This is a genomic window from Micromonospora sp. NPDC049282 (assembly GCF_043197045.1).
Classification (GTDB): Bacteria; Actinomycetota; Actinomycetes; order Mycobacteriales; family Micromonosporaceae; genus Micromonospora.
The window spans coordinates 38,326-61,705 of record NZ_JBICSL010000005.1 but is presented as its reverse complement, the minus strand read 5'-3'; the positions used below and the strand labels follow the sequence as shown (position 1 = coordinate 61,705).

Here is a 23,380-nt window from a genome sequence, read left to right as displayed (position 1 = left end):
TCGTCACCCGGTCGGGCGGGTAGCGTTCGGGTGAGTGCACGGCGCGGTCGAGGGGGACGGATGCTGATCACGGACGACTTCCTGCCCGTACCGGTGCCGGAGTCGCTCGACGCGACCTACCTGGTGCCGATCGAGGGGCTGCCCCGGGTCAGCCCGAAGACGGCGGTGGAAGGGCTGGCCGGCCGGCTGGCCGCGCCCGTGCACGGGCTGGCCAAGCAGATGCTGGACAGCCCTCTGATGAGCGTGGACACCCGCACCGTCGACGAGTTCCCCGAGCTGCCGCCGGACCTGCTCGCCGCGTTCGGGGCGACCGAGGAGCAGCTGGCCCGGCTGGCCGCCGCCACCCACCTGGTGGTGGTGCAGGCCGAATACCGGCCGGGCTGGCCGCCGGCGCACGAGTGGGCGGCCCGGGCGGTCGCCGCGGCGGTCGCCGAGACGGTCGGCGGGGACGTGGTGGACGTGTTCGGCCTCCAGTTCCTCGACCCGGCGGCCGCGCTGCGCTCGCTGCCGGACGAGCACGGCCGGATCCGGCTGGTCGACTGGGTGCTGGTGCCCTACTCCTCCGACGCCGACGGGCTCTGGTTCACCACCAAGGGGCTGCGCCGGTTCGGGCTGCTGGAGTTGCAGGCCCAGGGCGTGCCGGACCACCTCACCCGGGCCTGGGGCGCGGTGATGACCGGGGCGGCCCGGCGGCTGCTGCGGGACTGGACCGACGGGCTGGCCGGCGAGGAGGTACCCGCGTTCGTGCAGCTTCCGGTGCTGGCCACGGTGACCGGGCACGACATCGCGGTCGCGTACGGCAATCCGGAGCAGCACGGTGCGACGGCGCCGGTCCTGCTGCGCCTGGAGCTGGACCCGGCCACCGACCCGGACGCCGACTCGTTCCTCAGCCTGAACCCGCCGCCCGGGCATCCCGGGCCGCCCGGCCGCTACTTCGCCGCCGCCTGCGCGACGCTGTTCAACGGCATCCAGCCCGACGTCCGCTACACCCGCACGGGAGACGCGATGAGCCGGGCGGTGGCGACCGCCCGGTCGGCGCTGGGCGACATCCGGGCCCGGTTCCTGGCCGGCGGGCTGCCGGAGGAGAGCCAGCTCGTGGTCAAGTACGGGCTGCCCGGCGACGAGGGCCCGGAGTACGTCTGGGCCGGTGTGACCTCGTGGGACGCCCCGGAGCGGATCGTCGGCGCGAGCGCCACCGACGCCAACAGCGACCCGAGCGTGCGGATCGGCTCGCCGGTCGTGGTGGAGGCGTCCGACGTGGTCGACTGGGCGGTCCTGGACGGCACCGGCGTGCTGGAGGGTGGCTGGACCCAGGCCGTCCTCGACGCCGGCGAGCGCGGCGAGGGCTGACCCGGGCCGGTCAGCGCACCGAGGGCTGGACGAACGGCGGCTTCGTCAGGCGCATCCGGGCGCGGCGGCCACGGATGTCCACCTCCAGTTCCTCGCCGTCGGGCAGCTTCGGGTCGGTGTCGACCAGGGCGAGCGCCACGCCGTGCTTGAGCGTCGGGCTGAACGTGCCGCTGGTGACCACACCGACCTGCCGGTCGCCGGCGTGCACGGTCATGCCGGGGCGCGGGATGGCCCGGTCGACCGCGGTGAGGCCGCGCAGCGTACGGGCCGGGCCGGCGGCCTTCTCGGCGCGCAGCGCGTCCCGGCCCCAGAAGGCCGGCTTGTCCCAGCCCACCGCCCAGCCGGAGCGGCCCTGCACCGGGGTGATCTCCGGGGAGAGGTCCTGCCCGTGCAGCGGGTAGCCCATCTCGGTGCGCAGCGTGTCCCGCGCGGCCAGGCCGCAGGCGCGCACCTCGGGTCCGGCGGCGAAGATCGCGTCCCAGGCGGCGACCGCGTGTTCGGCCGGCACGACCAGCTCGTAGCCCAGCTCGCCGGTGTAGCCGGTCCGGCAGACGGTCAGCTCGAACCCGGCCAGACCGGCGGTGGAGAAGCTCATGTAGTCGTGCCCGGTGGGCAGCCCGAGCGCGGCGAGCAGGTCCGCCGAGCCGGGCCCCTGGACCGCGAGCACCGCGTACGCCTCGTGCTCGTCGGTGACGGTCACGCCGCCCGGCGCGGCGGCGCGCAGCCGACGGGTCACCTCGGCGGTGTTCGCCGCGTTGGGCACCAGGAAGACGTGGTCGTCGGCGTGCAGGTAGGCGATGATGTCGTCCACCACGCCGCCGGTCGCGTCGTCGCAGCAGAGCGTGTACTGGGCCTGGCCGGGCGCGATCCGGCCGAGGTCGTTGGTGAGGCAGGCGTTGACGAAGTCGGCCGCGCCGGGCCCGGCGACCCGGACCTTGCCCAGGTGCGAGACGTCGAAGACGCCCACCCCGGTCCGCACGGCCGTGTGCTCCTTCAGCACGCCGCCACCGGCGTACTCGAGCGGCATCTGCCAGCCGCCGAAGGGGGCGAATTTTGCGCCGAGCGCGCTGTGTCGCTCGTGCAGCGGGGAGCGGCGCAGCCGGGTCTCGGCGGCGTCGGAGGTCACCTCGGTCATGGGTGGCAACTTACCGGCCGGGACCACGGTGGTTAGCATCGGCGGGATCCCGTCGACTCGCATCGGCGGGACAGCCACGCTTCCGGCGGGTAGGTTGCCGCCGGAGAGACCTTCATCGCCGGTACGCGAAGATGCGGCCGGCCCGGCCCGCCCGGAGTAGCTTTCGTGACATCGCCCCGCACCACCCTCAGCCTGGTCGACACCGACCCCGCCGAACTCGCCGTCGACGCGATCGTGATCGGCGTGCACAGCCAGACCACCGAACCGGGCCACGGCGCACCCGCCGACGCCCTGCTCCTGGCCAGCGGCGCGGAGAGCATCGCCGCCGCGTTCGACGGAAAGCTGACTGCGACGCTGGCCCTGCTCGGCGCGACAGGTGGCCCGGGCGAGGTGATCAAGTTGGCCACGCTGGGCACGGTGACCGCCCCGGTGGTCGTCGCCGTCGGGCTCGGCGCGGAGCCCTCGGGCGCCGCTCCGGCCCCCGAGTCCCTGCGTCGGGCGGCCGGCGCGGCGGTCCGGGCGTTGGCCGGCGCGCCGCGGGTCGCCCTCGCGCTGCCGCTGCCGGACGACGCCGACGCCCCGGCCGCGCTGCGCGCGGTCGCCGAGGGCGCGCTGCTCGGCGGTTACCGGTTCGCCGGCTACAAGACCAAGCCGCAGCCGGCCCGGCGCGAGCCGGTGGCCGAGGTGCTGGTCGCGGTGCCGGACGCGGCCGACGCGACCGCCCAGGCCGAGGTGGCCCGGGCGCAGGCGGTGGCCGGCGCGGTGCGGGCCAGCCGGGACTGGGTCAACACCGCCCCGAACGAGCTGCGCCCGCCGGCGTTCGCCGACGCCGTGGCGTCCGCCGCCCGGGAGGCCGGCCTGGCCGTCGAGGTGCTCGACGAGGCGGCGCTGGCCGCCGGCGGCTACGGCGGCATCCTCGCGGTCGGCCAGGGCTCGGAGGCCCCGCCGCGGCTGGTGAAGCTCACCTACAACCCGGCCGGTGGCGGCAGCGGCAAGCGGGTCGCGCTGGTCGGCAAGGGCATCACCTTCGACACCGGCGGCATCTCGATCAAGCCGGCGCAGGGCATGTGGGAGATGAAGTCCGACATGGCCGGCGCGGCGGCGGTCGGCGCGACCATGCTGGCGGTGGCGGCGCTCAAGCCGTCCGTCACCGTCACCGGCTACCTGCCGATGGCGGAGAACATGCCGTCCGGCACCAGCTACCGGCCGGGCGACGTGATCAGCATGTACAACGGCAAGAAGGTGGAGGTGCTCAACACCGACGCCGAGGGCCGGATGATCCTGGCCGACGCCATGGCGCGGGCGTGCGAGGACGGCGCGGACTACCTGTTCGAGACCTCGACGCTGACCGGCGGCCAGGTGATCGCGCTGGGCAAGCGGATCGCCGGCGTGATGGGCACCCCGGAGCTGTGCGAGCGGGTCCGGGTGGCCGGCGACGCGACCGGCGAGCCGGCCTGGCCGATGCCGCTGCCGGACGACGTGCGCAAGGGCATGGAGTCGGACGTCGCCGACATCTCCCAGGTCAACGCCGGCATGGACCGGGCCGGGCACATGTTGCAGGGCGGGGTGTTCCTGCGGGAGTTCGTCACCGACGACGTGGCGTGGGCGCACATCGACATCGCCGGCCCCGGCTACCACTCGGGCGAGGCCACCGGCTACTGGACCAAGGGCGGCACCGGCGTCCCCGTCCGCACCCTGCTCCACCTGGTCGACGACGTGGCCGCCAACGGCTGACCCACCCCGCGCGCACTCCCCGGGGGGCGCGCAGGTTCACGGCAAGAGTGGCCATTCAGCGGAGAATGGCCACTCTTGCCGTGAGAGCCCTCCCAGGGGCTCAGAACAGCTCGGGACGGCGCTTGCGGCGCTCGTTGTAGTCGCGCATCCGCTGCGGGTAGCCCATCAGGCGCACGTCGTAGATCGGGATGGCGGTCCGGTGGGCCCAGCGCCGGGCGTCCTCCGGGCTGCCGACCCGCCGTCGGGTCCACTCGCCGTCGTCGGCGATCAGGATGACGGTGGTCTCGGTGACCGTCGTCCGTGGTTCCAGGTAGGCCTCGACGCCCCGCCGGGTGCGAACGAAGTTCTCAAGATGGTCCAGATCGGCGCGATCCGCGGTGCGGTCGCGGCTCACCGCGCCCACCTGCTTGCGTCGTCGGAACAGCGCCACCGGACCCACTCCTCCCCCGGACGTCATCGAAGACGATGCCAAGAGTACGTGTCGCCGACGTGTCGTTGGGCACCTCGGTACGCGCTCGGCCGCCGGTGGTGACAAGATGACCGAGGTGGGGTGTGCCTGTTACCCCGCCGTAACCCCCGATGCAGCGACGCGACCTGGGAGTTGGATGTGAGCGAGCCGAACGACACGACCTTCGACATCGTCATCCTCGGAGGTGGTAGCGGCGGCTACGCGGCGGCGCTGCGTGCCGCCCAGCTGGATCTGTCCGTCGCGCTCATCGAGAAGGGCAAGCTCGGCGGCACCTGCCTGCACAACGGCTGCATCCCCACCAAGGCGCTGCTGCACGCCGCCGAGATCGCCGACCAGACCCGCGAGTCCGAGCAGTTCGGCGTGAAGGCCGAGCTGGTGGGCATCGACATGGCGGCGGTCAACTCGTACAAGGACGGCGTGATCGCCCGCCTCTACAAGGGCCTCCAGGGCCTGGTGGGCAGCGCCAAGAAGATCACCTTCGTGGCCGGCGCCGGCAAGCTGGTCGGCAGGAACGTGGTCGAGGTCGACGGCAAGCGCTACACCGGCCGCAACGTGGTCCTGGCCTCCGGCTCGTACGCGAAGAGCCTGCCCGGCCTGGAGGTCGACGGCGAGCGGATCATCACCAGCGACCACGCGCTCACCATGGACCGGATCCCGTCCTCGGCGATCGTGCTCGGCGGCGGCGTCATCGGCGTCGAGTTCGCCAGCGTCTGGAAGTCCTTCGGCGTCGACGTGACCATCGTCGAGGCGCTGCCCCGCCTGGTCGCCGCCGAGGACGAGGAGTCGTCGAAGGCGCTGGAGCGGGCGTTCCGCAAGCGGAAGATCAACTTCAAGGTCGGCAAGCCGTTCGAGAAGGTCGAGAAGACCGACAAGGGCGTCAAGCTGACCATCTCCGGTGGCGACACGGTCGAGGCCGAGCTGCTGCTGGTCGCCGTCGGTCGCGGCCCGAACACCGCCAACCTCGGCTACGAGGAGCAGGGCGTCAAGATGGACCGCGGCTACGTGCTGACCGACGAGCGGCTACGCACCAGCGTGCCGAACGTCTACGCGGTCGGCGACATCGTGCCCGGCCTGCAGCTCGCGCACCGCGGCTTCCAGCAGGGCATCTTCGTCGCCGAGGAGATCGCCGGGAAGACCCCGGCCGTGATCGACGAGGTCGGCATCCCGCGTGTCACCTACTGCGACCCCGAGCTGGCGTCGGTCGGCCTGACCGAGGCGAAGGCCAAGGAGCAGTACGGCGCCGACAAGGTCAAGACCTACAACTACCCGCTGGGCGGCAACGGCAAGAGCCAGATCCTCAAGACCACCGGCCACGTGAAGCTGGTCCGGGTGGACGACGGTCCGGTGGTCGGCGTGCACATGGTCGGCGCGCGGGTCGGCGAGCTGATCGGCGAGGCCCAGCTCATCTACAACTGGGAGGCCTACCCGGCCGAGGTGGCGCAGCTCGTGCACGCCCACCCGACCCAGAACGAGGCCCTGGGCGAGGCGCACCTGGCCCTGGCCGGCAAGCCGCTGCACGCGCACAACTGACCACGACAACCGCGGCGTCCGGCGACGGGCGATGATCCCACCAGGGGAACAAAGGAGTCTGGAGAACATGCCGGTATCGGTCACCATGCCCCGGCTCGGCGAGAGCGTCACCGAGGGCACCGTCACGCGCTGGCTCAAGCAGGAGGGTGACACCGTCGAGGTCGACGAGCCCCTGCTGGAGGTGTCGACCGACAAGGTCGACACCGAGATCCCGTCGCCCGCGGCGGGCGTGCTGAGCCGGATCGTGGTCGGCGAGGACGAGACCGCCGAGGTCGGCAGCGAGCTGGCGGTCATCGCCGGTGAGGGCGAGGACGCCGGCGGCGCCCCGAAGGAGGAGGTCGAGCCGGCCACCGAGCCGACCGCCGCCGCCGAGGGCACCGGCCCCGAGCCGGAGCAGGCGGCGCAGGCCGCCGCGGAGCCCGGCGCCGAGGCCGAGCAGCCGGCCGTCGAGGAGCCGGCCCAGCCCGCCGCGTCGTCGGGCGAGGGCACCCCGGTGACCATGCCGGCCCTGGGCGAGAGCGTCACCGAGGGTACGGTCACCCGCTGGCTCAAGCAGGTCGGCGAGACCGTCGAGGTGGACGAGCCGCTGCTGGAGGTCTCCACCGACAAGGTGGACACCGAGATCCCGTCGCCGGTCGCCGGCACCGTGCTGGAGATCAAGGTCGCCGAGGACGAGACCGCCGAGGTCGGTGGCGTGCTGGCGATCGTCGGTGCGGCCGGCGGCGCGCCGTCGCAGCCGAAGGCGGAGCCGAAGCCCGAGGCGGAGGCGAAGCCGGAGCCCAAGGCGGAGGCGAAGCCCGAGCCCAAGGTCGAGGAGCCGACCCCCGGCATGTCCTACAACGAGCCGGCCGCCGAGGCGGAGCAGGCCGCGCAGCCTGCCCGGGCCGAGCAGGAGGCCCAGCCGGCCGCGCCGGCCGCCGCGCCGCAGCGACCGACCGCTCCCGCCCAGGTCGGCGGCGGCGAGGAGGCCGCCGGTTACGTGACGCCGCTGGTCCGCAAGCTCGCCGCCGAGCACGGCGTCGAGCTGGGCTCGGTCAACGGCACCGGCGTGGGTGGCCGGATCCGCAAGCAGGACGTGCTGGAGGCGGCCGAGAAGGCGAAGGCCGCCAAGGCCGCGCCGGCACCCGCCGCCGAGCCGGCCGCCGCCAAGGCGCCGGCCCAGCCGGCCGCCAAGCCGGAGCCGAGCGCCAAGCGGGGCACCACGGAGAAGCTGCCGCGGATCCGGGCGACCATCGCCAAGCGGATGCAGCAGTCGCTGCACGAGACGGCGCAGCTGACCACGGTCGTCGAGGTCGACGTCACCAAGGTCGCCAAGCTGCGGGCCCGGGCCAAGGACTCGTTCCAGGCCAAGCACGGCGTGAAGCTGTCCTTCCTGCCGTTCTTCGCCCTGGCCGCGATCGAGGCGCTGCAGACCCACCCGATCATCCAGGCCAGCATGGACCTGGACGGCGGGACGATCACCTACCCGGCCGCCGAGCACCTCGGCATCGCGGTGGACACCGAGCGCGGGCTGCTCGTGCCGGTCATCCACAACGCCGGTGACCTCAACATGGGCGGCATCGCCAAGCGGATCGCCGACCTGGCCGAGCGCACCCGGGCCAACAAGATCACGCCGGACGAGATGGCCGGCGCGACGTTCACGCTCACCAACACCGGCAGCCGGGGCGCGCTCTTCGACACCCCGATCGTGCCGTCGCCGCAGTCGGCGATGCTCGGCACGGGCGCCGTGGTGAAGCGCCCGGTCGTGGTCAACGACCCGGAGCTGGGCGAGGTCATCGCGGTCCGGTCGATGGTCTACCTGGCCATGTCGTACGACCACCGGCTGATCGACGGCGCCGACGCCGCCCGCTTCCTGACCTCGGTCAAGGAGCGGCTGGAGGCCGGTAACTTCGAGGCCGAACTGGGTCTCTGACGCCTCAGGCACACCGAAGGGGTACGCGGTTCCGGCCGCGTACCCCTTCGCCGTTTCCGGCCCGCCGCGGACCGCGCGCTGACAGACTCGGCCGGTGGGCGGGTACGGGTGGCGGGGGCGACTCGGGCCGGCGGTGCCGGTGGCCCCGGGGGCCCGGGTGGACCGGTTCGAGATCTTCTTCGACCTGGTCTTCGTCTTCTCGTTCTTCATCATCACCCGGGCCACCGCGCTCCAGGTGACCGGCGGCGCCCTGCTGCACGCCCTGCTGGTCCTCGCCGTGCTCTGGTGGTCGTGGGTGGTGCACAGCCTGGTGGCCACCCGGGTCCGGCTCGGCGAGGGCTTCGTCCCGGTGCTCATGACGGTCGGCATGGCCGCGTTGTTCACGTTCGCGCTGTCGCTGCCGAACGCGTTCCGCGATCCGCGCGGCAACGCCGCCGGGCCGATCGTCGCGGCGATCAGCTACTCCGTGCTGCGGCTGGTGCACCTGCTGCTCTACCGGCACGTGGTGCGGGACAGCCCGAACGAGCGCCGGCAGTTGATCCGGTTCACCCCGGAGGTGATCGGCAGCACCGCGCTGCTGACGGTCGCCGCACTGGTGCCGCCGAAGATCGACGGCCTGCTCACCGCGTCGATGGTCCGGGACGGGCTGTGGGCGACGGTGATCCTGCTCCAGTACGGCACCGGCATCATCGTCGGCACCTGGGGCTGGGGTGTCGCCTCGGCCGAGCACTGGACCGAGCGGTACGACCTCATCCTGATCATCGCGCTGGGCGAGTCGGTGATCTCGGTCGGCGTGGGCAGCAACCTGCTCGGGCAGCCACCCACCTGGCCGGCCGTGGCGGCCGCGGTGCTCGGCATCTTCTTCACCGCCGCGCTCTGGTGGGCGCACTACGACCTGGTCGGCCCGTCGGCGCGGATCGCCCTGCACGCGGCCCGGGACGGGCCGCGGGTGGCGATGGCCCGGGACGCGTACGCGTACCTGTTCCTGCCGATGATCGCGGGCATCATCCTGTTCGCGCTCGGCGCCGAGATGATCGTGCACGACATCGCCGACCCGAACGTGTCCCCGGGCTCGCCGGCGCACGGGCCGGCCGTTCCGCTGCTCTTCGGCGGCGTGGCCTGCTACCTCTGCGGCAACATGCTGTTCCAGGCGCGGACGCTGCGCACGCTGAGCTGGATCCGGGTCGCCGCGGTGCTGCTGCTCGGCGCCGTGATCCCGGTCGCCGAGCGGGTGCCGGGCCTGGTCGCGATGACCATGCTGACCGTCATCACGGTCGGCATGGTGGCGGCCGAGGTGATCGTCTTCGACGAGGGCCGGCGGGCGCTGCGGAAGCTGGTGTTCGAGGAGCGGGCCAGCCACGAGGCGCACGAGGCGGCCTGGCGGGCGCGCTGGCACGAGCAGCCCGACGACCGCGACGAGGGCGGGTGAGGGGTTGAACCGGCCGGCGATGGCCTGCGTGGAACTACTCGGCACCCACCGTGGGGCCATCGAGAGGGACGGGGACCCGCATGACCACCGACATTGTTTCCGCCGGCGCGGCCGGCACCTGGCAGCTCGGCGACCTGACCGTCAACCGGATCGGCCTCGGCGCGATGCGGTTGACCGCGAACGCCGACGGCGGACCGAGCGACCGGGACCGGGCGGTCGCCGTGCTGCGCCGCGCGGTCGAGCTGGGCGTCAACCACATCGACACGGCGGCGTTCTACTTCTCGCCGCTGCGCTCGGCCAACGAGCTGATCAACCGGGCGCTGTCGCCGTACCCGGACGATCTGGTCATCGTCACCAAGGTCGGGCCGGGCCGGGACCCGTCCGGCGAGTGGCTGCCGATGGCCCGGCCGGATCAGCTGCGCGGCCAGGTCGAGGAGAACCTGCGCCAGCTCGGCCGGGACCACCTGGACGTGGTGAACCTGCGGGTGTACGGCCCGGAGCCGCTGGGCGAGCACTTCGGCGCGCTCGCCGAGCTGGTCGACGCCGGGCTGATCCGGCACCTCGGCGTCTCCGCGGTACGCCCGCACCAGGTCGTCGAGGCGCGGACCATCGCCCCGGTGGTGTGCGTGCAGAACTCGTACGGCCTGGGCTACCGCCGGAGCAACGACGAGCTGATCCGGGACTGCGCCGCGCACGGCACCGCGTTCGTGCCGTTCTTCTCGATCGTGACCAGCGGACGGGAGGCCGGCGCGACCGGCGAGGAACACCCGGAGGTCCTCGCGGTGGCGCGCGAGCACGGCGTCACCGCGGCGCAGGTGCGGCTGGCCTGGACGCTGGCCCGTGGCCCGAACGTGCTCGCCATCCCCGGCACCGGCGACCCGGCGCACCTGGAGCAGAACATCGCCGCCGGCGCGCTCCGCCTCTCCCCCGCCGCCCTGGCGCGCCTCGACGCGGTCTGACGTGTTGAGCGGGGCCCCCTCCTCTACCGGATGCGTTGAGCGGGGGCCCCGCCTTACCCTTCGGCCGTCGGCAGAAGGGATGGGTGGAAGGCGGAGCGGAGCCGGAGACTGGGCCGATGGCGATCTTCTCCGTACAGGCCCGGCCCACCGACGCGGCGAGCTGGGCCGAGCTGGCCCGCACCGTCGAGGCCGCCGGCTTCGACGCGCTCCTCGCCGCCGACCACCCGGGTTTCGGCCCGTCCCCGTTCGTGTCGCTCGCCGCCGCGGCGGCCGTGACCGGCACGCTGGGCCTCGGCTCGTACGTGTCCAACGCCGGCCTGCGGGAGCCGCTCCTGCTCGCCACCGACGTGGCCACGCTGGACGTGGTCTCCGGTGGGCGGGCGCGGCTCGGCCTGGGCGCCGGCCACACGCCGGGCGAGTGGCGGGCCGTCGGGCGCGAGCGCCCGGACGTCGCCGGCCGGGTCCGCCGCTGCGTCGCGGTGGCCGAGGCGGTACGGGCGCTGCTGGCCGGCGACGAGGTCACCGTGGACACGCCGGACCTGGCCGCGTACGCCGCCCGCCTCGACGAACCCCGACCGGTCCAGGACCGGATCCCGCTCACCGTGGGCACCGCCAACTCGACGCTGCTGCGGTGGGCCGGCGCGCACGCCGACGTGGTCGGCCTGACCGGTTTCGGGCGCACCCTGGCCGACGGTCACCAGCACGAGGTCCGGTGGCGGGCCGACCAGCTCGACGCGCAGCTCGCCCAGGTGGCGGCCGGCGCGGCCGGCCGGGACGCGCCGCCGGTCCTGGAGGCTCTGGTGCAGCGGTTCGCCGTGACCGACGATGCCGAGGCGGTCGCCGCGGAGACCGCCGCCGAGACCGGCCTCACCCCGGCGGAGGTGCTGGCCACCCCGTTCGTGCTGATCGGGACCGCCGACGAGATCGTCGCGGCGGTGGCCGGGCACCGGCGCCGTTGGGGTGTCACCCGCTTCGTGGTACGCGTCGACGCCGTCGACGCGCTCGCGCCGTTCCTGCCCGGGCTGGCCTGACAACGGCCGGAAACGGGGCGACTTCGAGCGCACTCGAAAGTGGACAATGGTGTCATGACGACGACACGACGGCTGGGCCGCAGCGGCATCGAGGTCAGCGCGATCGGCATGGGTTGCTGGGCGATCGGCGGTCCACTCTGGGACGGCGCCCAGCCGCTCGGCTGGGGCGAGGTGGACGACGACGAGTCGGTCCGCACCGTCCACCGGGCGCTGGACCTGGGCGCGACCCTCTTCGACACCTCCAGCAACTACGGCGCGGGGCACAGCGAGCGGGTGCTGGGCCGCGCGCTCGCCGGCCGCCGGGACCAGGCGGTGATCGCCACCAAGTTCGGCTATCCCACCGACGAGGCGACCCGCCAGGCCGCCGGCGAGGACGGCACGCCCGACTACGCGCGACGTAGCCTGGAGGGCTCGCTGCGCCGGCTCGGCACCGACCACGTCGACCTCTACCAGCTGCACCTGGGCGGGCTGCCGGTGCCGCGGGCGCTGGACCTCGTCGAGACCCTGGAGGACCTGGTCGGCGAGGGGAAGATCCGGGCGTACGGCTGGAGCACCGACGACCCGGCCTCGGCGCGCGCGTTCGCCGAGGCGGGCCCGCACTGCGCGGCGATCCAGCACGACCAGTCGGTGCTGCGGGACAACGCCGCGATGCTGGCGGTCTGCGACGACTTCGACCTGGCCAGCCTCAACCGCGGGCCGCTGGCGATGGGCCTGCTCACCGCGAAGTACCAGGGCACGCCGGCCGCCCGGGGCGGCGACGACGTGCGCGGGGCGGCCCCGGAGTGGCTGGACTGGTTCAGCGACGGCGTCCCGCGCGCCGAGTGGGCCGACCGGGTGGCCCGGGTCCGCGAGGCGCTCACCGCCGACGGCCGCACGCTCGCCCAGGGCGCGCTGGGCTGGTTGCTCGCCCGCAGCCCGCACACGCTGCCGATCCCCGGCTGCCGGATGGTCGGCCAGGCCGAGGAGAACGTGGGCGCGTTGGCGTACGGGCCGCTGCCGGAAGCGGCGTTCGCCGAGGTGGAGCGCCTCCTCGCCGACCTGCGCACCACCCCGGCGACCGCGTGAGCGCCGCCGCGCCCGGCGACCCCTTGTCCGACCGGCGCTTCGCGCTCTCATCCACCGCGGACGAGCGGACGCTGCTGGACACGTTCCTGGACTTCCAGCGGGACGCCCTGGTCCGCAAGTGCGAAGGTCTGTCCGACGAGCAGCTGCGGTCGCGGCCGGTGCCGTCCTCCGGGCTGTCGCTGATCGGCCTGGTCCGGCACCTCGCGACGGTCGAACGCTGGTACTTCCAGGGCGTGGTCGCGGACGCGCCGTGGCCCGGTGACCTGTTCGACCTGACCGACGATTTCGACGCGCCGTTCCACGATGTCGCCGACGCCACCGGTCCGGAAACCTTCGCGCTGTGGGGCGAACAGGTGGCGGTCTCCCGCGGGATCGCCGCCGCGCGCTCCCTCGACGCGGTCGGGAGCACCCCGGGCAGCGGGGCCGAACGATCGCTGCGGTGGGTGCTCACCCACATGATCGACGAGTACGCCCGCCACCTGGGCCAGGCCGACATCCTGCGCGAGGCGATCGACGGTCGCACCGGGGAGTGACCGAACCTTCGATTCTCGGGCGAGTCTCGGGCGAGTCGCGGACGGCGAGCAGGTGTGCTCGCGAGCGATATGCCTCTCCGTCACAAATCTGACGGAGAGGCATCTCGCGCTGAAGACATGTCTTCCGCAGCCCGCGACACGCCCGACCGCCGCCGCGCAGGTCGCGCAGCGTCGAAGCGTCCACGCTCCCCAGTCTGCCCCGCCACGCATCCGAATCCCGCTGCGTACTCGAAGATGGGAACATGCGGATCCTCATGGCCGGCGTGTCCGGCTTCCTCGGCACCCGACTGGTCGACCGGCTCACCGCCGACGGGCATCAGGTCACCCGCCTGGTCCGCCGCCCGCCGCGCAGCAGCACGGACGAGCGGCAGTGGAACCCGTCCGCCGCGCAGCTCGACCCGCAGGTGGTCGCGGACGCCGACGCGGTGGTGAACCTGGCCGGCGCCGGGGTGGGCGACAAGCGCTGGAACGACGACTACCAGAAGCTGATCCGGACCAGCCGGGTGGACAGCACGACCACGCTCGCCATCACGATCGCCGGCCTGCCCGACCCGGACCGGCCGGCGGTGTTGCTGAACTCGTCCGCGGTCGGGTGGTACGGCAACACCGGGGACCGGACGGTGGAGGAGGACGCGCCGGCCGGTGAGGGGTTCCTCGCCGACGTCTGCCGGGTCTGGGAGGCGGCGACCCGGCCGGCCGAGGACGCCGGGACGCGCGTGGTCCGGCTGCGCACCGGGCTGCCGCTGCACCGCGACGGCGGCCTGCTCAAGCCGCAGTTGCTGCCGTTCCGGCTCGGCGTCGGCGGCAAGCTGGGCAACGGCCGGCAGTGGCTGCCGTGGATCTCGATGCGGGACTGGCTGGACGCGGTGGCCTTCCTGCTGGCCCGCGACGACGTGGCCGGCCCGGTGAACGTGGTCGGCCCGGCGCCGGTCACCAACGCCGAGTTCACCCGGGAGCTGGCCCGCCAGCTGCACCGGCCGGCGATCATGCCGATCCCGGCGCTGGCGTTGAAGGTGGCCCTCGGCGGTTTCGCGCACGAGGCGCTCACCAGCACCCGGGTGCTGCCGGGGGTGCTCGGCAAGGCCGGTTTCACCTGGACCCACCCGAACCTGCCGGGCGCGCTGCACGCCGCCCTGGCCGGGTGAGCGGGCGAGGGCGGCGCGGGCGGCGTCGGGTCAGCAGCCGATGACCCAGTAGCTGGGCCCGGTCTGCTTCAGCGACGTGGTGTAGAACGTGTTGTAGAGGCCCATCCGCTGGCCGCTGCCCAGCGCGTAGGCGTACCCGCCGGACTGGTAGGCCCGGCCGGCCGCGACGTGCGCGTAGTTGCTGGCGGTGACGCAGACCGGCGCGGTCGGCGACGCGGTGGGCGACGCGGTCGGGGTGGGCGAGGCGGTCGCGGTCGCCGTCGGGGTCGGGCTGGGCGTGGCGCCGCCGCCCAGACCGAAGAAGAGCGCGTCGCGGTACGTCGAGCAGATGGTGTCCAGGAAGTACGCCCCGGCGGTGCCGCACTGGTCCGCGGCCGAGCCCGGGTCGACCGGGGTGCCGTGGCCCATCCCGGAGACCCGGTAGACACGCACCTGGTCGTTTCCGTAGACCTCCAAACTGGTGCCACCGGGCAGCGACGAGGTGCTGGTCGGGGTCTGCGAGACGCCGAGCACGTTGGTCCACTGGTCGCGCGACTCGGTCGCGTTCGCCACGTTCACCGTGTAGTCGCTGGTGCCGTGCCAGACGGCCACCCGCGGGCGCGGGCCGGAGTAGCCGGCGTACGCGTTGCGGACTAGGTCGCCCCACTGCGCCGGGGTCTTGTCCACGCCTGGGTTCATGCAGCTGTACGCCGTGGTGGTGCTGGTGGCGCAGCGGTACGGGATGCCGGCGATGATCGAGCCGGCGGCGAACACGTCCGGGTAGGTGGCGAGCATGACGGAACTCATCGCGGCGCCGGCGGACAGGCCGCTGACGTAGACGCGGCCGGCGGCGGTGCCGTAGTTCGTCTTCGCGTAGTCGACCATCTGCTTGATCGACAGCGCCTCGCCCTGGCCCCGGGCGGTGTCGCCGGTCTCGAACCAGTTGAAGCAGGAGTTGGCGTTGTTGCCGGACGGCTGCTGCGGCACGATCAGCGCGAACTTCCACTGGTCGGCGTACTTCTGCCAGCCGGAGTTGGTGAAGTAGGTCGAGGCGTTCTGGGTGCAGCCGTGCAGCAGCACCACGGCGGGCGCGTTGCCGGGCAGGCCGTCCGGACGGTAGGCGTACATGGTCAGGTTGCCGGGGTTGGAGCCGAACCCGCTGACCTGGGTCAGCGAGGCGGCCTGCGCGGGCAGGGCGGCGACCAGGACGCCGGCCGCGGCGAGCACGACCCCGGCCGCCGCCCCGGCGAGGCGGGTGATGAGGGATGAGGAGCGGGACACGGGGACCTCCCGATCATGGAATGTGAACTGAGTCACTTCCGAGTTGCCGCGACGTTACGTCCGTGTTTCATCGACCGGAATGGTTGTCCGTCACACATTCACCGTCCGGGCGGTGTGCCCGGGTCCGGTTGGTAACGTCCGCTGCGTGCCGTCCGCCCCGCCCCCGCCCACCGCCCCGCCGCCCGCCACCGTCGCCCGTGACCGGCGCGCGGACCTGCTGGTGACGCTCGCGGCGGTGGCGCTGGCGCTCTGGGTGACCAGCGGGATGTGGCGGGACCCGAACACCCGGACGATCACCGTCAACTCCAGCGACCAGGCGCTCTTCGAGTGGCTGCTGGCCTTCGGCGGGCACGCGCTCAGCCACGGCGAGAACCCGCTCTTCACCCACCTGATCAACGTCCCGGACGGGGTGAACCTCGCGGTCAACACCTCGATCACCGCGTACGCGGCGGTCTTCGCGCCGCTGACGTACCTGATCGGGCCGCCCGCGACGTTCCTGGTGATCCTGACGCTCAACCTGGCCGCCACCGCGGTGGCCTGGTACTGGCTGCTCAGCCGGCACCTGGTCGGCAGCCGGCTGGCCGCCGGGGTGGGCGCGTTGTTCATCGCCTTCTGCCCGGCCATGGTGTCGCACGCCAACGCGCACCTGAACTGGACCGCGGGCTGGCTGGTGCCGCTGCTGATCTGGGGCGTGTTCCGGCTGCGCCGGCCCGGCCGCGCGGTCACCGGCGGGATCGTGCTCGGCCTGCTGGTGGCGGTGGCGTTCTCGATCGCCGCCGAGGGCCTCTTCTTCACCGCCCTGGCGCTCGCGGCGTTCCTGCTGGTCCGGACGCTGCACCCGGCCCGCCGGGCGGAGCTGCGGGCGGTGCTCCCGCGCGTGCTGGCCGGGCTCGGGGTGACCGCGCTGGTGGCCGGCGTGCTGCTGGCGTACCCGCTCTGGCTGCACTTCGCCGGGCCGCAACGGTTCCACGGCACCGGCTTCGACCCGCTGATCCACTCCGAGGACATCGCCGCGTACGGGTCGTACCCGCGCCGGTCGCTCGCCGGCTGGGCCGGCTTCGGCACCTCGCTCGCGCCCAACCCGACCGAGGAGAACTCGTTCTTCGGGGCCCCGCTGCTGCTGCTCGCGGTCGCCTGCTTCGCGCTGCTCTGGCGGCGCGCCGACCGGGCGTTCCGGGCCACCCTGCTGGCGCTCGGCGTGACCGCGGTGGTCTTCGCGGTGCTCTCCTGGGGGCCGACGGCCAGGTGGAACGGCCGGCGCACCGACCAACTGCTGCCGTTCGGGGTGCTGGACAACCTGCCGGTGATCAACGCGGCGTTGCCGTCCCGGCTGGCGCTTGTCGTCGCGCCGGTGATCGGCCTGCTGCTGGCGTACGCGATCGACGCGCTGCGCGCCCGGCCGCCCCGGCGGCGGGCGGTCGGCGCGGCCTGGCTGGTCGGCTTCGCCGCCGCCCTGCTGCCGCTGCTGCCCACCCCGCTGCTCACCAGCGTCCGCGAGCCGATCCCGGCGTTCATCACCGGCGGCGCCTGGAAGCGCTACGTCCCGCCCGACGGGGTGCTCACCCCGCTGCCGCTGACCGTCGACGTCTACCCGGACGGCCAGCGCTGGCAGGCGTACGCCCTCGCCCACCGCCAGGGTGAGTTCCGCATCCCGGCCGGCTTCTTCCTCGGCCCGGGCGGGCCGGACGGCCGCGGCCGGATCGGCCCGGTGCCGCGCACCTTCGACACGCTGATGGACCAGGCGGGCAGCACCGGGCTGGTGCCGATCGTCACCGAGGGCAGCATCCAGGAGTCGCGGGCCGACCTGCGCTACTGGGGGGTGCGGGTGGTGGTGCTGGCCGACCGGGTGCACGGCGCCAAGTACGACGTCGACGAGGAGGCGCTGCGCCGCACCGCCACCGCCCTGCTCGGCCCGCCCGAGCGGGTCGAGGACGTCTGGCTGTGGCGGGTGCCCGCGACCTGAGGCGACGAGCGTCACGAGTTCGGGGTCGGACCGGCGGGACTACGCTGGGCGGGTGAGCGTGACGACTTCCGTACCGACCGCCGTCCGCGCCGGCCGGCTCGACTACCAGGCCGCCTGGGACGAGCAGCGCCGGCTGCACGAGGCCGTGGTGGTCGGCGAGCTGGGCGACACGGTGCTGCTCCTGGAGCACCCGAGTGTCTACACCGCCGGCAAGCGGACCGAGCCGTGGGACCGGCCGACGGACGGCACGCCGGTGGTGGACGTGGACCGCGGCGGCAAGATCACCTGGCACGGTCCGGGGCAGCTGGTCGGCTACCCGATCGTCCGCCTGCCCGATCCGGTCGACGTGGTGGCGTACGTCCGGCGCACCGAGCAGTTGCTGATCGACGTCTGCGCCGAGTTCGGGCTGACCGCCGGCCGGGTCGAGGGCCGCAGCGGCGTGTGGGTGCCGGCGGACGACCGGGGCCCGGCACGCAAGGTGGCCGCCATCGGCATCCGGGTGGCCCGCGGCGTCACGCTGCACGGCTTCTCCGTCAACTGCGACTGCGACCTGGGCTTCTTCGACCGGATCGTGCCCTGCGGCATCCGCGACGCCGGGGTCACCTCGCTCACCGCCGAGCTGGGCCGGCCGGTCACCGTCGCCGACGTGCTGCCCGTGGTCGAGCGGCAGTTGCCCACCCTGACCCGGGTCTAAACCCCCTCACCTGCGCGGATCCACTCAGCTCGGACAAATATATAGACGATCATTGATATTTACTGTTGTAAATGCGACGCTAGGCATGGAAGCGCTCCCACTCCCATCCTAAGCGCCGAAGGAGGACGTAACCGTGCGTTCCCACCACCAATCCGACCGACCGGGATCAGCCGTCCGCCAACCCGTCCGAGCGCTCGTCATGGCGCTCGCCCTGCTGGCCGGCATCCTGGCCGTGCCCGGCGCGGCCCAGGCCCACGGCACGATCGTCAGCCCCGCCACCCGCGCCTACAAGTGCTGGCAGACCTGGGGCAGCCAGCACACGAACCCGGCCATGCAGCAGCAGGACCCGATGTGTTGGCAGGCGTTCCAGGCCAACGCCGACACCATGTGGAACTGGATGAGCGCGCTGCGCGACGGCCTCGGCGGGCAGTTCCAGGCCCGCACCCCGGACGGGCAGCTGTGCAGCAACGCCCTGTCCCGCAACGACAGCCTGAACCGGCCCGGGGCGTGGAAGACCACGAACATCGGCCGCAACTTCACCGTGCAGCTGTACGACCAGGCCAGCCACGGCGCCGACTACTTCCGCGTCTACGTGAGCAAGCAGGGGTTCAACCCCACCACCCAGAAGCTCGGCTGGGGGAACCTCGACTACATCACGCAGACCGGCCGGTACGCGCCGTCGCAGAACATCAGCTTCAACGTCTCGACCTCCGGCTACACCGGACACCACATTCTCTTCGTCATCTGGCAGGCATCCCACCTCGACCAGGCGTACATGTGGTGCAGTGACGTGAACTTCACCTGATCGGCGGACCGCACCGCTCCGGCCCGGGACGCGTTCGTCCCGGGCCGGAGTCGCGCCGACCCGTCAGGGCGTGAGGCGGTGCAGGTCGCGCGGGAACGCGGTCACCTCCCGGACGTTCGCCGCGCCGGTCAACCGGGCGACGAACCGCTCCAGGCCGATCGCGAAGCCGCCGTGCGGCGGCATGCCGTGCCGGAACGCGTCCACGTACCCGGCGTACGGCTCCACCGCCTCGCCCCGCGCCGCCAGCGCGGCCAGGTAGTCCGCGTGCCGGTGCAGCCGCTGCCCGCCGGTGACCAGCTCCATCCCCCGGAACAGCAGGTCGAAGCCGTTCGAGTGGGTCGGTCGGGCCGGGTCCGGATGGGTGTAGAAGGGCCGCTTCGCCATCGGGTACCCAGTGACGAACAGGAAGTCGCTGCCGTGCTCGGCCCGCGCCCACTCCCCCAACGCCCGCTCGTGCGCGGGTGCCAGGTCGGGCTCGTCGGCCGGCGCCCCGGCGATCTCCAGCGCGTCGGTGAAGTGCACCGCCGGAAGCTCAACCGGCACCTCCGGCGCCGTCACGCCGAGCGTGTCGAGCGCGCCACCGGCCCGCTCGACGACGCCGGCGAGCATCCCGGCCAGGGTGTCCCGCAGCACCGCCATCACGTCCCGGTGGTCGGTCACGAAGCCCAACTCCACGTCGAGCGAGGTGTACTGGGCCAGGTGGCGCACCGTGTCGTGCGGCTCGGCACGGAACACCGGCCCCACCTCGTACACCCGCTCGAAGACGCCCACCATGAGCTGCTTGTAGAACTGCGGCGACTGGGCCAGGTAGGCGGGCCGGCCGAACCAGTCGAGCGCGAACACGTTCGCGCCGCTCTCGGTGGACGAGCCGACCACCTTCGGCGTGTGCACCTCGACGAAGCGCTGCCGGTCGAGCGTGGCCCGGAAGCCGGCCACCGCCGCCGCCGAGATCCGCAGCGCGGCGGAGCGGGTCGGGTGGCGCAACGCGGTCGGCGCGTGGTCGAGCTGGGTGGGGAGGCTGGCGGTGAGCGCCGGCCGGTAGAGGTCGAACGGTGGCGGGACGGCGGGCGGGCCGAGCGGTCGTACCGTCGGCTCGACGACCTCGACCCCGGCGGGCGCGGTGGGGTTCGCGACCACGGTGCCGACCACCTCGACGACGGTCTCCTCGGTGAGCGCCTCGACCTGGGCGCGCACGTCGGGCGCGGCGACCACCACCTGGGCGAGTCCGGCGGCGTCCCGGACGATCAGGAACGCCACCGACTTGAGTAGCCGGCGGCGGTGGACCCAGCCGGCGAGCCGGACGGTCGCGCCGACGTGGGCGGGGAGCTGGTGGGACAGGATGCGTTGCACGGTGGCTACCTCCTTGATCAATCGCAACGCGATCCCCAGGGAGGTGTGGGCGAGCGGGAACCTCGCGGTGCCACCACACCTTCGCCCTCCGCCTCGGCGGAGGGCCTCGTTCGTCGCCTTTTCACCGGGGCCAGCCGGGCGGGTTCTACTGGGCAGGGGTGTCAACCGGGGCCCCTGCCTCTGCCGGAGGCGTTGACAGGGGGCCCTTCCTCACCCGTGTGCGCCGTTCTTCCCGCAGCTCGGGAGGGTCTTCGCGGGCCGGCGCCAGACCGCCTCGCAGCACCTCGGCGGCTCTCTGGGCTGGCGGGTCGGTCCGCTACTCGGCTCCGTCGCAGCTCTGCCCGGCACGCTAGCACCACCACCGCCGGAATGTGACGAGGTTTTTTTGACCGCTCGTGTCCGGTGTCACAACATTTCAGGGGTGACGGCCGTCGCCCGACGTTCATCGACCACCGCCGACCGGCGTAGGCTCGATTTCGTGACGATCGAGCAAACCGCGCCGACGACTGAGCAGCCCGCGCGCACCGCGACCGTCGCCCCGGAGGGGCGGCGCATGCTGCGGATCGAAGCGCGCAACGCCGAGACGCCGATCGAGCGCAAACCACCGTGGATCAAGGTCAAGGCCAAGATGGGCCCGGAGTACACCCAGCTGCGTGGGCTCGTCTCGCGCGAGGGTCTGCACACCGTGTGCCAGGAAGCCGGCTGCCCCAACATCTACGAGTGCTGGGAGGACCGCGAGGCCACCTTCCTCATCGGCGGCGACCAGTGCACCCGGCGCTGCGACTTCTGCCAGATCGACACCGGCAAGCCGGCCGAGTTCGACGCCGACGAGCCCCGCCGGGTCGCCGAGTCGGTCGCCGCGATGGGCCTGCGTTACGCGACCATCACCGGGGTGGCCCGCGACGACCTGCCCGACGGCGGCGCCTGGCTCTACGCCGAGACGGTCCGGCAGATCCACGCCCTGCGGTCCGGCTGCGGCGTCGAGCTGCTGATCCCCGACTTCAACGCGGTGCCCGAGCAGCTCGCCGAGGTCTTCGGCTCGCGCCCCGAGGTGCTGGCGCACAACGTGGAGACCGTGCCGCGCATCTTCAAGCGGATCCGCCCGGCCTTCCGCTACGAGCGTTCGCTCGACGTGATCCGCCAGGCCCGGGCCGACGGCCTCGTCACCAAGAGCAACCTCATCCTCGGCATGGGCGAGGAGCGCAGCGAGGTCTCGCAGGCGCTGCGCGACCTGCACGAGGCCGGCTGCGAGCTGATCACCATCACGCAGTACCTGCGCCCCTCCCCCCGGCACCACCCGGTCACCCGCTGGGTCAAGCCGGAGGAGTTCGTCGAGCTGCGCGAGGAGGCCGAGGAGATCGGCTTCGCCGGCGTGATGAGCGGCCCGCTGGTCCGCTCGTCCTACCGCGCCGGCCGCCTCTACCAGCAGGCGCTCGCCGCCCGCGAACAGGTGACCGTCGCCGGCTGAGGCCGGCGTCCGACCGCGTCACCCGCCGCCGGCCCCCGGCCGGATGCCATGATCGCAGGGATGACCGCCGGGGTACGCCAGGAGCCACGCGAGGCCGAGCGCCCGCGTACGCCCCGGCGTCCCCGGCTGCCGACGCTGCTCGCCCTGCTGGTCGGCTTCGCCGGCGTCGGCTACCGGTTGGCGCTGCTGCTCGCCGACGCGCCGCCCAGCAACAGCGACGAGGCGACCATGGGGCTCGCCGCGCTGCACATCGCCCGGGGCGACGACTTCCCGGTCTGGTTCTACGGCCAGGCGTACATGGGCACGCTGGAGGCGTATTTGGCCGCGCCGCTGGTCGCGGTCGCCGGGCCGTCCGTGCTCGTGCTGCGGCTGCCCACCCTTGCCCTGTACGCGCTGTTCCTGCTGCTGTCCTGGCGGCTCACCCGCCGGCTCGGTGGCGACCGCTGGTACGCCCTGCTGGTCGTCGCGGTGCTCGCGCTCGGCGCCGACCGGGTGGTGAAGAACCAGCTCATCGCCGGCGGTGGCTATCCCGAGCTGAATCCGGCCGGGGCGGCGCTGGCGCTGCTCACGGTCGCGTTGTGCGGCGGCGGGACGGGCGCGCGGCTGCCCCGCTGGGCGGCCTGGGGTCTGGTCGCCGGGGCGCTGCTCTGGGTCGACCCGCTGATCCTGCCGTACGTGCTGACGCTCGGCGCGCTGCTGGTGGCGTGGCGGCGGCGGGAACTGGCCGGCCGGGCCGGGGCGGTGCTCGCCGGCGCGCTGCTGCTGGGTGTCGCCCCGATGGTGCTGGACAACCTCCGGCACGGGCGCAACCCGCTCACCGCGGTGCTGGCGGCCAGCGGCTCCGGCACGGCGGCGGGCTGGGTCGAGCGGGGGCACGGCGGGCTGGTCGTCGGCCCGCCGCTGGCCCTGGGCTTCTGCTCGCCGGGCCACTGCGCACCCTGGCAGCTCTGGTGGGCCCCGGTCTTCCTGCTCCTCCTGCTGCTCGCGGCGTTCACCGCGTGGCGCGCCCTGCGCGGACCCGTCCCACCGTCACTCGCGGACCAGCGGGTGTCGGCGGGGGTACGGTTGGCGCTGCTCGCCGGGGCGGCGGCGGTGCTGGCCGCGTACGCGTCGAGCACCGCGGCCGGGCGGACGCCGCTGGAGAGCAGCCGCTACCTGTCCTGCCTGGCGGTCGCCGTCCCCGCCCTGCTCTGGCCGCTGTGGCAGGCCGCCCGCCCGCTGGCCGCCCGGCTCCCCTGCCGGCCCCACGGACCGCTCACCCGCCGGCCCGCCCGGCCCGCCCGGCCCGACGCGCGAGGCGTGCGCGGCCTCGACCGGCACCGCCAGCTCGGCGAGGTGGCGGCATCGAACCCGCTCGGACACCCCCACCTCGGCGAGGTGGCGCCGATCAACGGGCCGGGGCACCGCCAGCTCGGCGAGGTGGCGGCATCGGACCCGCTCGGACACCGCCAGCTCGGCGAGGTGGCGCCGATCAACGGGCCGGGGCACCGCCAGCTCGGCGAGGTGGCGGCATCGGACCCGCTCGGACACCGCCAGCTCGGCGAGGTG

19 protein-coding genes are annotated in these 23,380 nt (G+C 73.5%); 15 read left to right on the top strand and 4 right to left on the bottom strand.

Annotated elements, in window-relative coordinates; translation table 11 throughout:
• Positions 1 to 60 precede the first annotated feature (60 nt).
• Positions 61 to 1,350: a DUF2314 domain-containing protein gene (locus ACGFI2_RS11290; protein ID WP_393514309.1), complete on the top strand. Its 1,290-nt coding sequence runs from the start codon at positions 61 to 63 to the stop codon at positions 1,348 to 1,350.
• 10 nt (positions 1,351 to 1,360) lie between these two features.
• On the opposite strand, the gene gcvT is transcribed toward ACGFI2_RS11290, so the two are convergent.
• Positions 1,361 to 2,485: a glycine cleavage system aminomethyltransferase GcvT gene (gene gcvT / locus ACGFI2_RS11285; RefSeq protein WP_393514306.1), complete on the bottom strand. Its 1,125-nt coding sequence runs from the start codon at positions 2,483 to 2,485 to the stop codon at positions 1,361 to 1,363.
• Between the two features lie 165 nt (positions 2,486 to 2,650).
• Here gcvT and ACGFI2_RS11280 point away from each other — a divergent pair, with 165 nt between their 5' ends.
• On the top strand, positions 2,651 to 4,219 hold the full coding sequence (locus ACGFI2_RS11280) for a leucyl aminopeptidase (protein ID WP_393514303.1): 1,569 nt from the start codon (positions 2,651 to 2,653) through the stop codon (positions 4,217 to 4,219).
• Positions 4,220 to 4,319: 100 nt separating this feature from the next.
• Here ACGFI2_RS11280 and ACGFI2_RS11275 read toward each other — a convergent pair whose 3' ends face one another.
• Positions 4,320 to 4,649, bottom strand: a complete 330-nt coding sequence (locus tag ACGFI2_RS11275; RefSeq protein WP_393514300.1) for a hypothetical protein — start codon at positions 4,647 to 4,649, stop codon at positions 4,320 to 4,322.
• A 177-nt stretch (positions 4,650 to 4,826) separates the two neighbouring features.
• Between ACGFI2_RS11275 and lpdA the strand changes: the two genes are divergently transcribed.
• From lpdA to ACGFI2_RS11235, 8 genes are all read left to right on the top strand, one after another.
• Positions 4,827 to 6,218 (top strand): dihydrolipoyl dehydrogenase, encoded by a 1,392-nt coding sequence (gene lpdA, locus ACGFI2_RS11270; protein WP_393514297.1) that lies wholly within the window; start codon positions 4,827 to 4,829, stop codon positions 6,216 to 6,218.
• A gap of 67 nt (positions 6,219 to 6,285) precedes the next feature.
• Entirely contained in the window at positions 6,286 to 8,130 is a 1,845-nt protein-coding gene (gene sucB / locus ACGFI2_RS11265) for a 2-oxoglutarate dehydrogenase, E2 component, dihydrolipoamide succinyltransferase (protein WP_393514294.1), read from the top strand.
• Positions 8,131 to 8,224: 94 nt separating this feature from the next.
• Positions 8,225 to 9,559: a low temperature requirement protein A gene (locus ACGFI2_RS11260; RefSeq protein ID WP_393514292.1), complete on the top strand. Its 1,335-nt coding sequence runs from the start codon at positions 8,225 to 8,227 to the stop codon at positions 9,557 to 9,559.
• Positions 9,560 to 9,639: 80 nt separating this feature from the next.
• Complete coding sequence (locus ACGFI2_RS11255) at positions 9,640 to 10,518, top strand: oxidoreductase (protein WP_393514290.1); 879 nt, start codon at positions 9,640 to 9,642, stop codon at positions 10,516 to 10,518.
• 116 nt (positions 10,519 to 10,634) lie between these two features.
• On the top strand, positions 10,635 to 11,549 hold the full coding sequence (locus ACGFI2_RS11250; protein WP_393514287.1) for an LLM class flavin-dependent oxidoreductase: 915 nt from the start codon (positions 10,635 to 10,637) through the stop codon (positions 11,547 to 11,549).
• 54 nt (positions 11,550 to 11,603) lie between these two features.
• Positions 11,604 to 12,614 carry an aldo/keto reductase gene (locus tag ACGFI2_RS11245; RefSeq protein WP_393514284.1) on the top strand — a complete coding sequence of 337 codons (1,011 nt, stop codon included), beginning with the start codon at positions 11,604 to 11,606 and terminating at the stop codon, positions 12,612 to 12,614.
• The gene (locus tag ACGFI2_RS11240) at positions 12,611 to 13,147 is read left to right on the top strand and encodes a DinB family protein (RefSeq protein WP_393514281.1); all 537 of its coding nucleotides are present in this window, start codon (positions 12,611 to 12,613) and stop codon (positions 13,145 to 13,147) included. Before ACGFI2_RS11245 ends, ACGFI2_RS11240 begins: the two co-directional genes overlap by 4 nt.
• Positions 13,148 to 13,389: 242 nt before the next feature.
• Positions 13,390 to 14,292: a TIGR01777 family oxidoreductase gene (locus ACGFI2_RS11235; protein WP_393514278.1), complete on the top strand. Its 903-nt coding sequence runs from the start codon at positions 13,390 to 13,392 to the stop codon at positions 14,290 to 14,292.
• A gap of 30 nt (positions 14,293 to 14,322) precedes the next feature.
• Here ACGFI2_RS11235 and ACGFI2_RS11230 read toward each other — a convergent pair whose 3' ends face one another.
• A complete protein-coding gene (locus ACGFI2_RS11230; protein ID WP_393514275.1) occupies positions 14,323 to 15,552 on the bottom strand; it encodes an alpha/beta hydrolase family esterase in 1,230 nt (409 codons plus the stop codon).
• A 79-nt stretch (positions 15,553 to 15,631) separates the two neighbouring features.
• Between ACGFI2_RS11230 and ACGFI2_RS11225 the strand changes: the two genes are divergently transcribed.
• From ACGFI2_RS11225 to ACGFI2_RS11215, 3 genes are all read left to right on the top strand, one after another.
• Positions 15,632 to 17,515 (top strand): DUF2079 domain-containing protein, encoded by a 1,884-nt coding sequence (locus ACGFI2_RS11225; RefSeq protein ID WP_393514272.1) that lies wholly within the window; start codon positions 15,632 to 15,634, stop codon positions 17,513 to 17,515.
• 52 nt (positions 17,516 to 17,567) lie between these two features.
• Positions 17,568 to 18,209: a lipoyl(octanoyl) transferase LipB gene (lipB, locus tag ACGFI2_RS11220; RefSeq protein ID WP_393514269.1), complete on the top strand. Its 642-nt coding sequence runs from the start codon at positions 17,568 to 17,570 to the stop codon at positions 18,207 to 18,209.
• A 199-nt stretch (positions 18,210 to 18,408) separates the two neighbouring features.
• Positions 18,409 to 19,014, top strand: coding sequence for a lytic polysaccharide monooxygenase (locus ACGFI2_RS11215; protein ID WP_393514266.1), 606 nt, complete (start codon positions 18,409 to 18,411; stop codon positions 19,012 to 19,014).
• Between the two features lie 63 nt (positions 19,015 to 19,077).
• On the opposite strand, the gene aspS is transcribed toward ACGFI2_RS11215, so the two are convergent.
• Entirely contained in the window at positions 19,078 to 20,364 is a 1,287-nt protein-coding gene (gene aspS, locus ACGFI2_RS11210; protein ID WP_393514263.1) for an aspartate--tRNA(Asn) ligase, read from the bottom strand.
• A 421-nt stretch (positions 20,365 to 20,785) separates the two neighbouring features.
• Between aspS and lipA the strand changes: the two genes are divergently transcribed.
• Positions 20,786 to 21,832, top strand: coding sequence for a lipoyl synthase (gene lipA / locus ACGFI2_RS11205; protein WP_393514260.1), 1,047 nt, complete (start codon positions 20,786 to 20,788; stop codon positions 21,830 to 21,832).
• 60 nt (positions 21,833 to 21,892) lie between these two features.
• Positions 21,893 to 23,380 (top strand): DUF423 domain-containing protein (locus ACGFI2_RS11200; protein ID WP_393514257.1); only part of this gene is annotated, 1,488 nt, incomplete at its 3' end.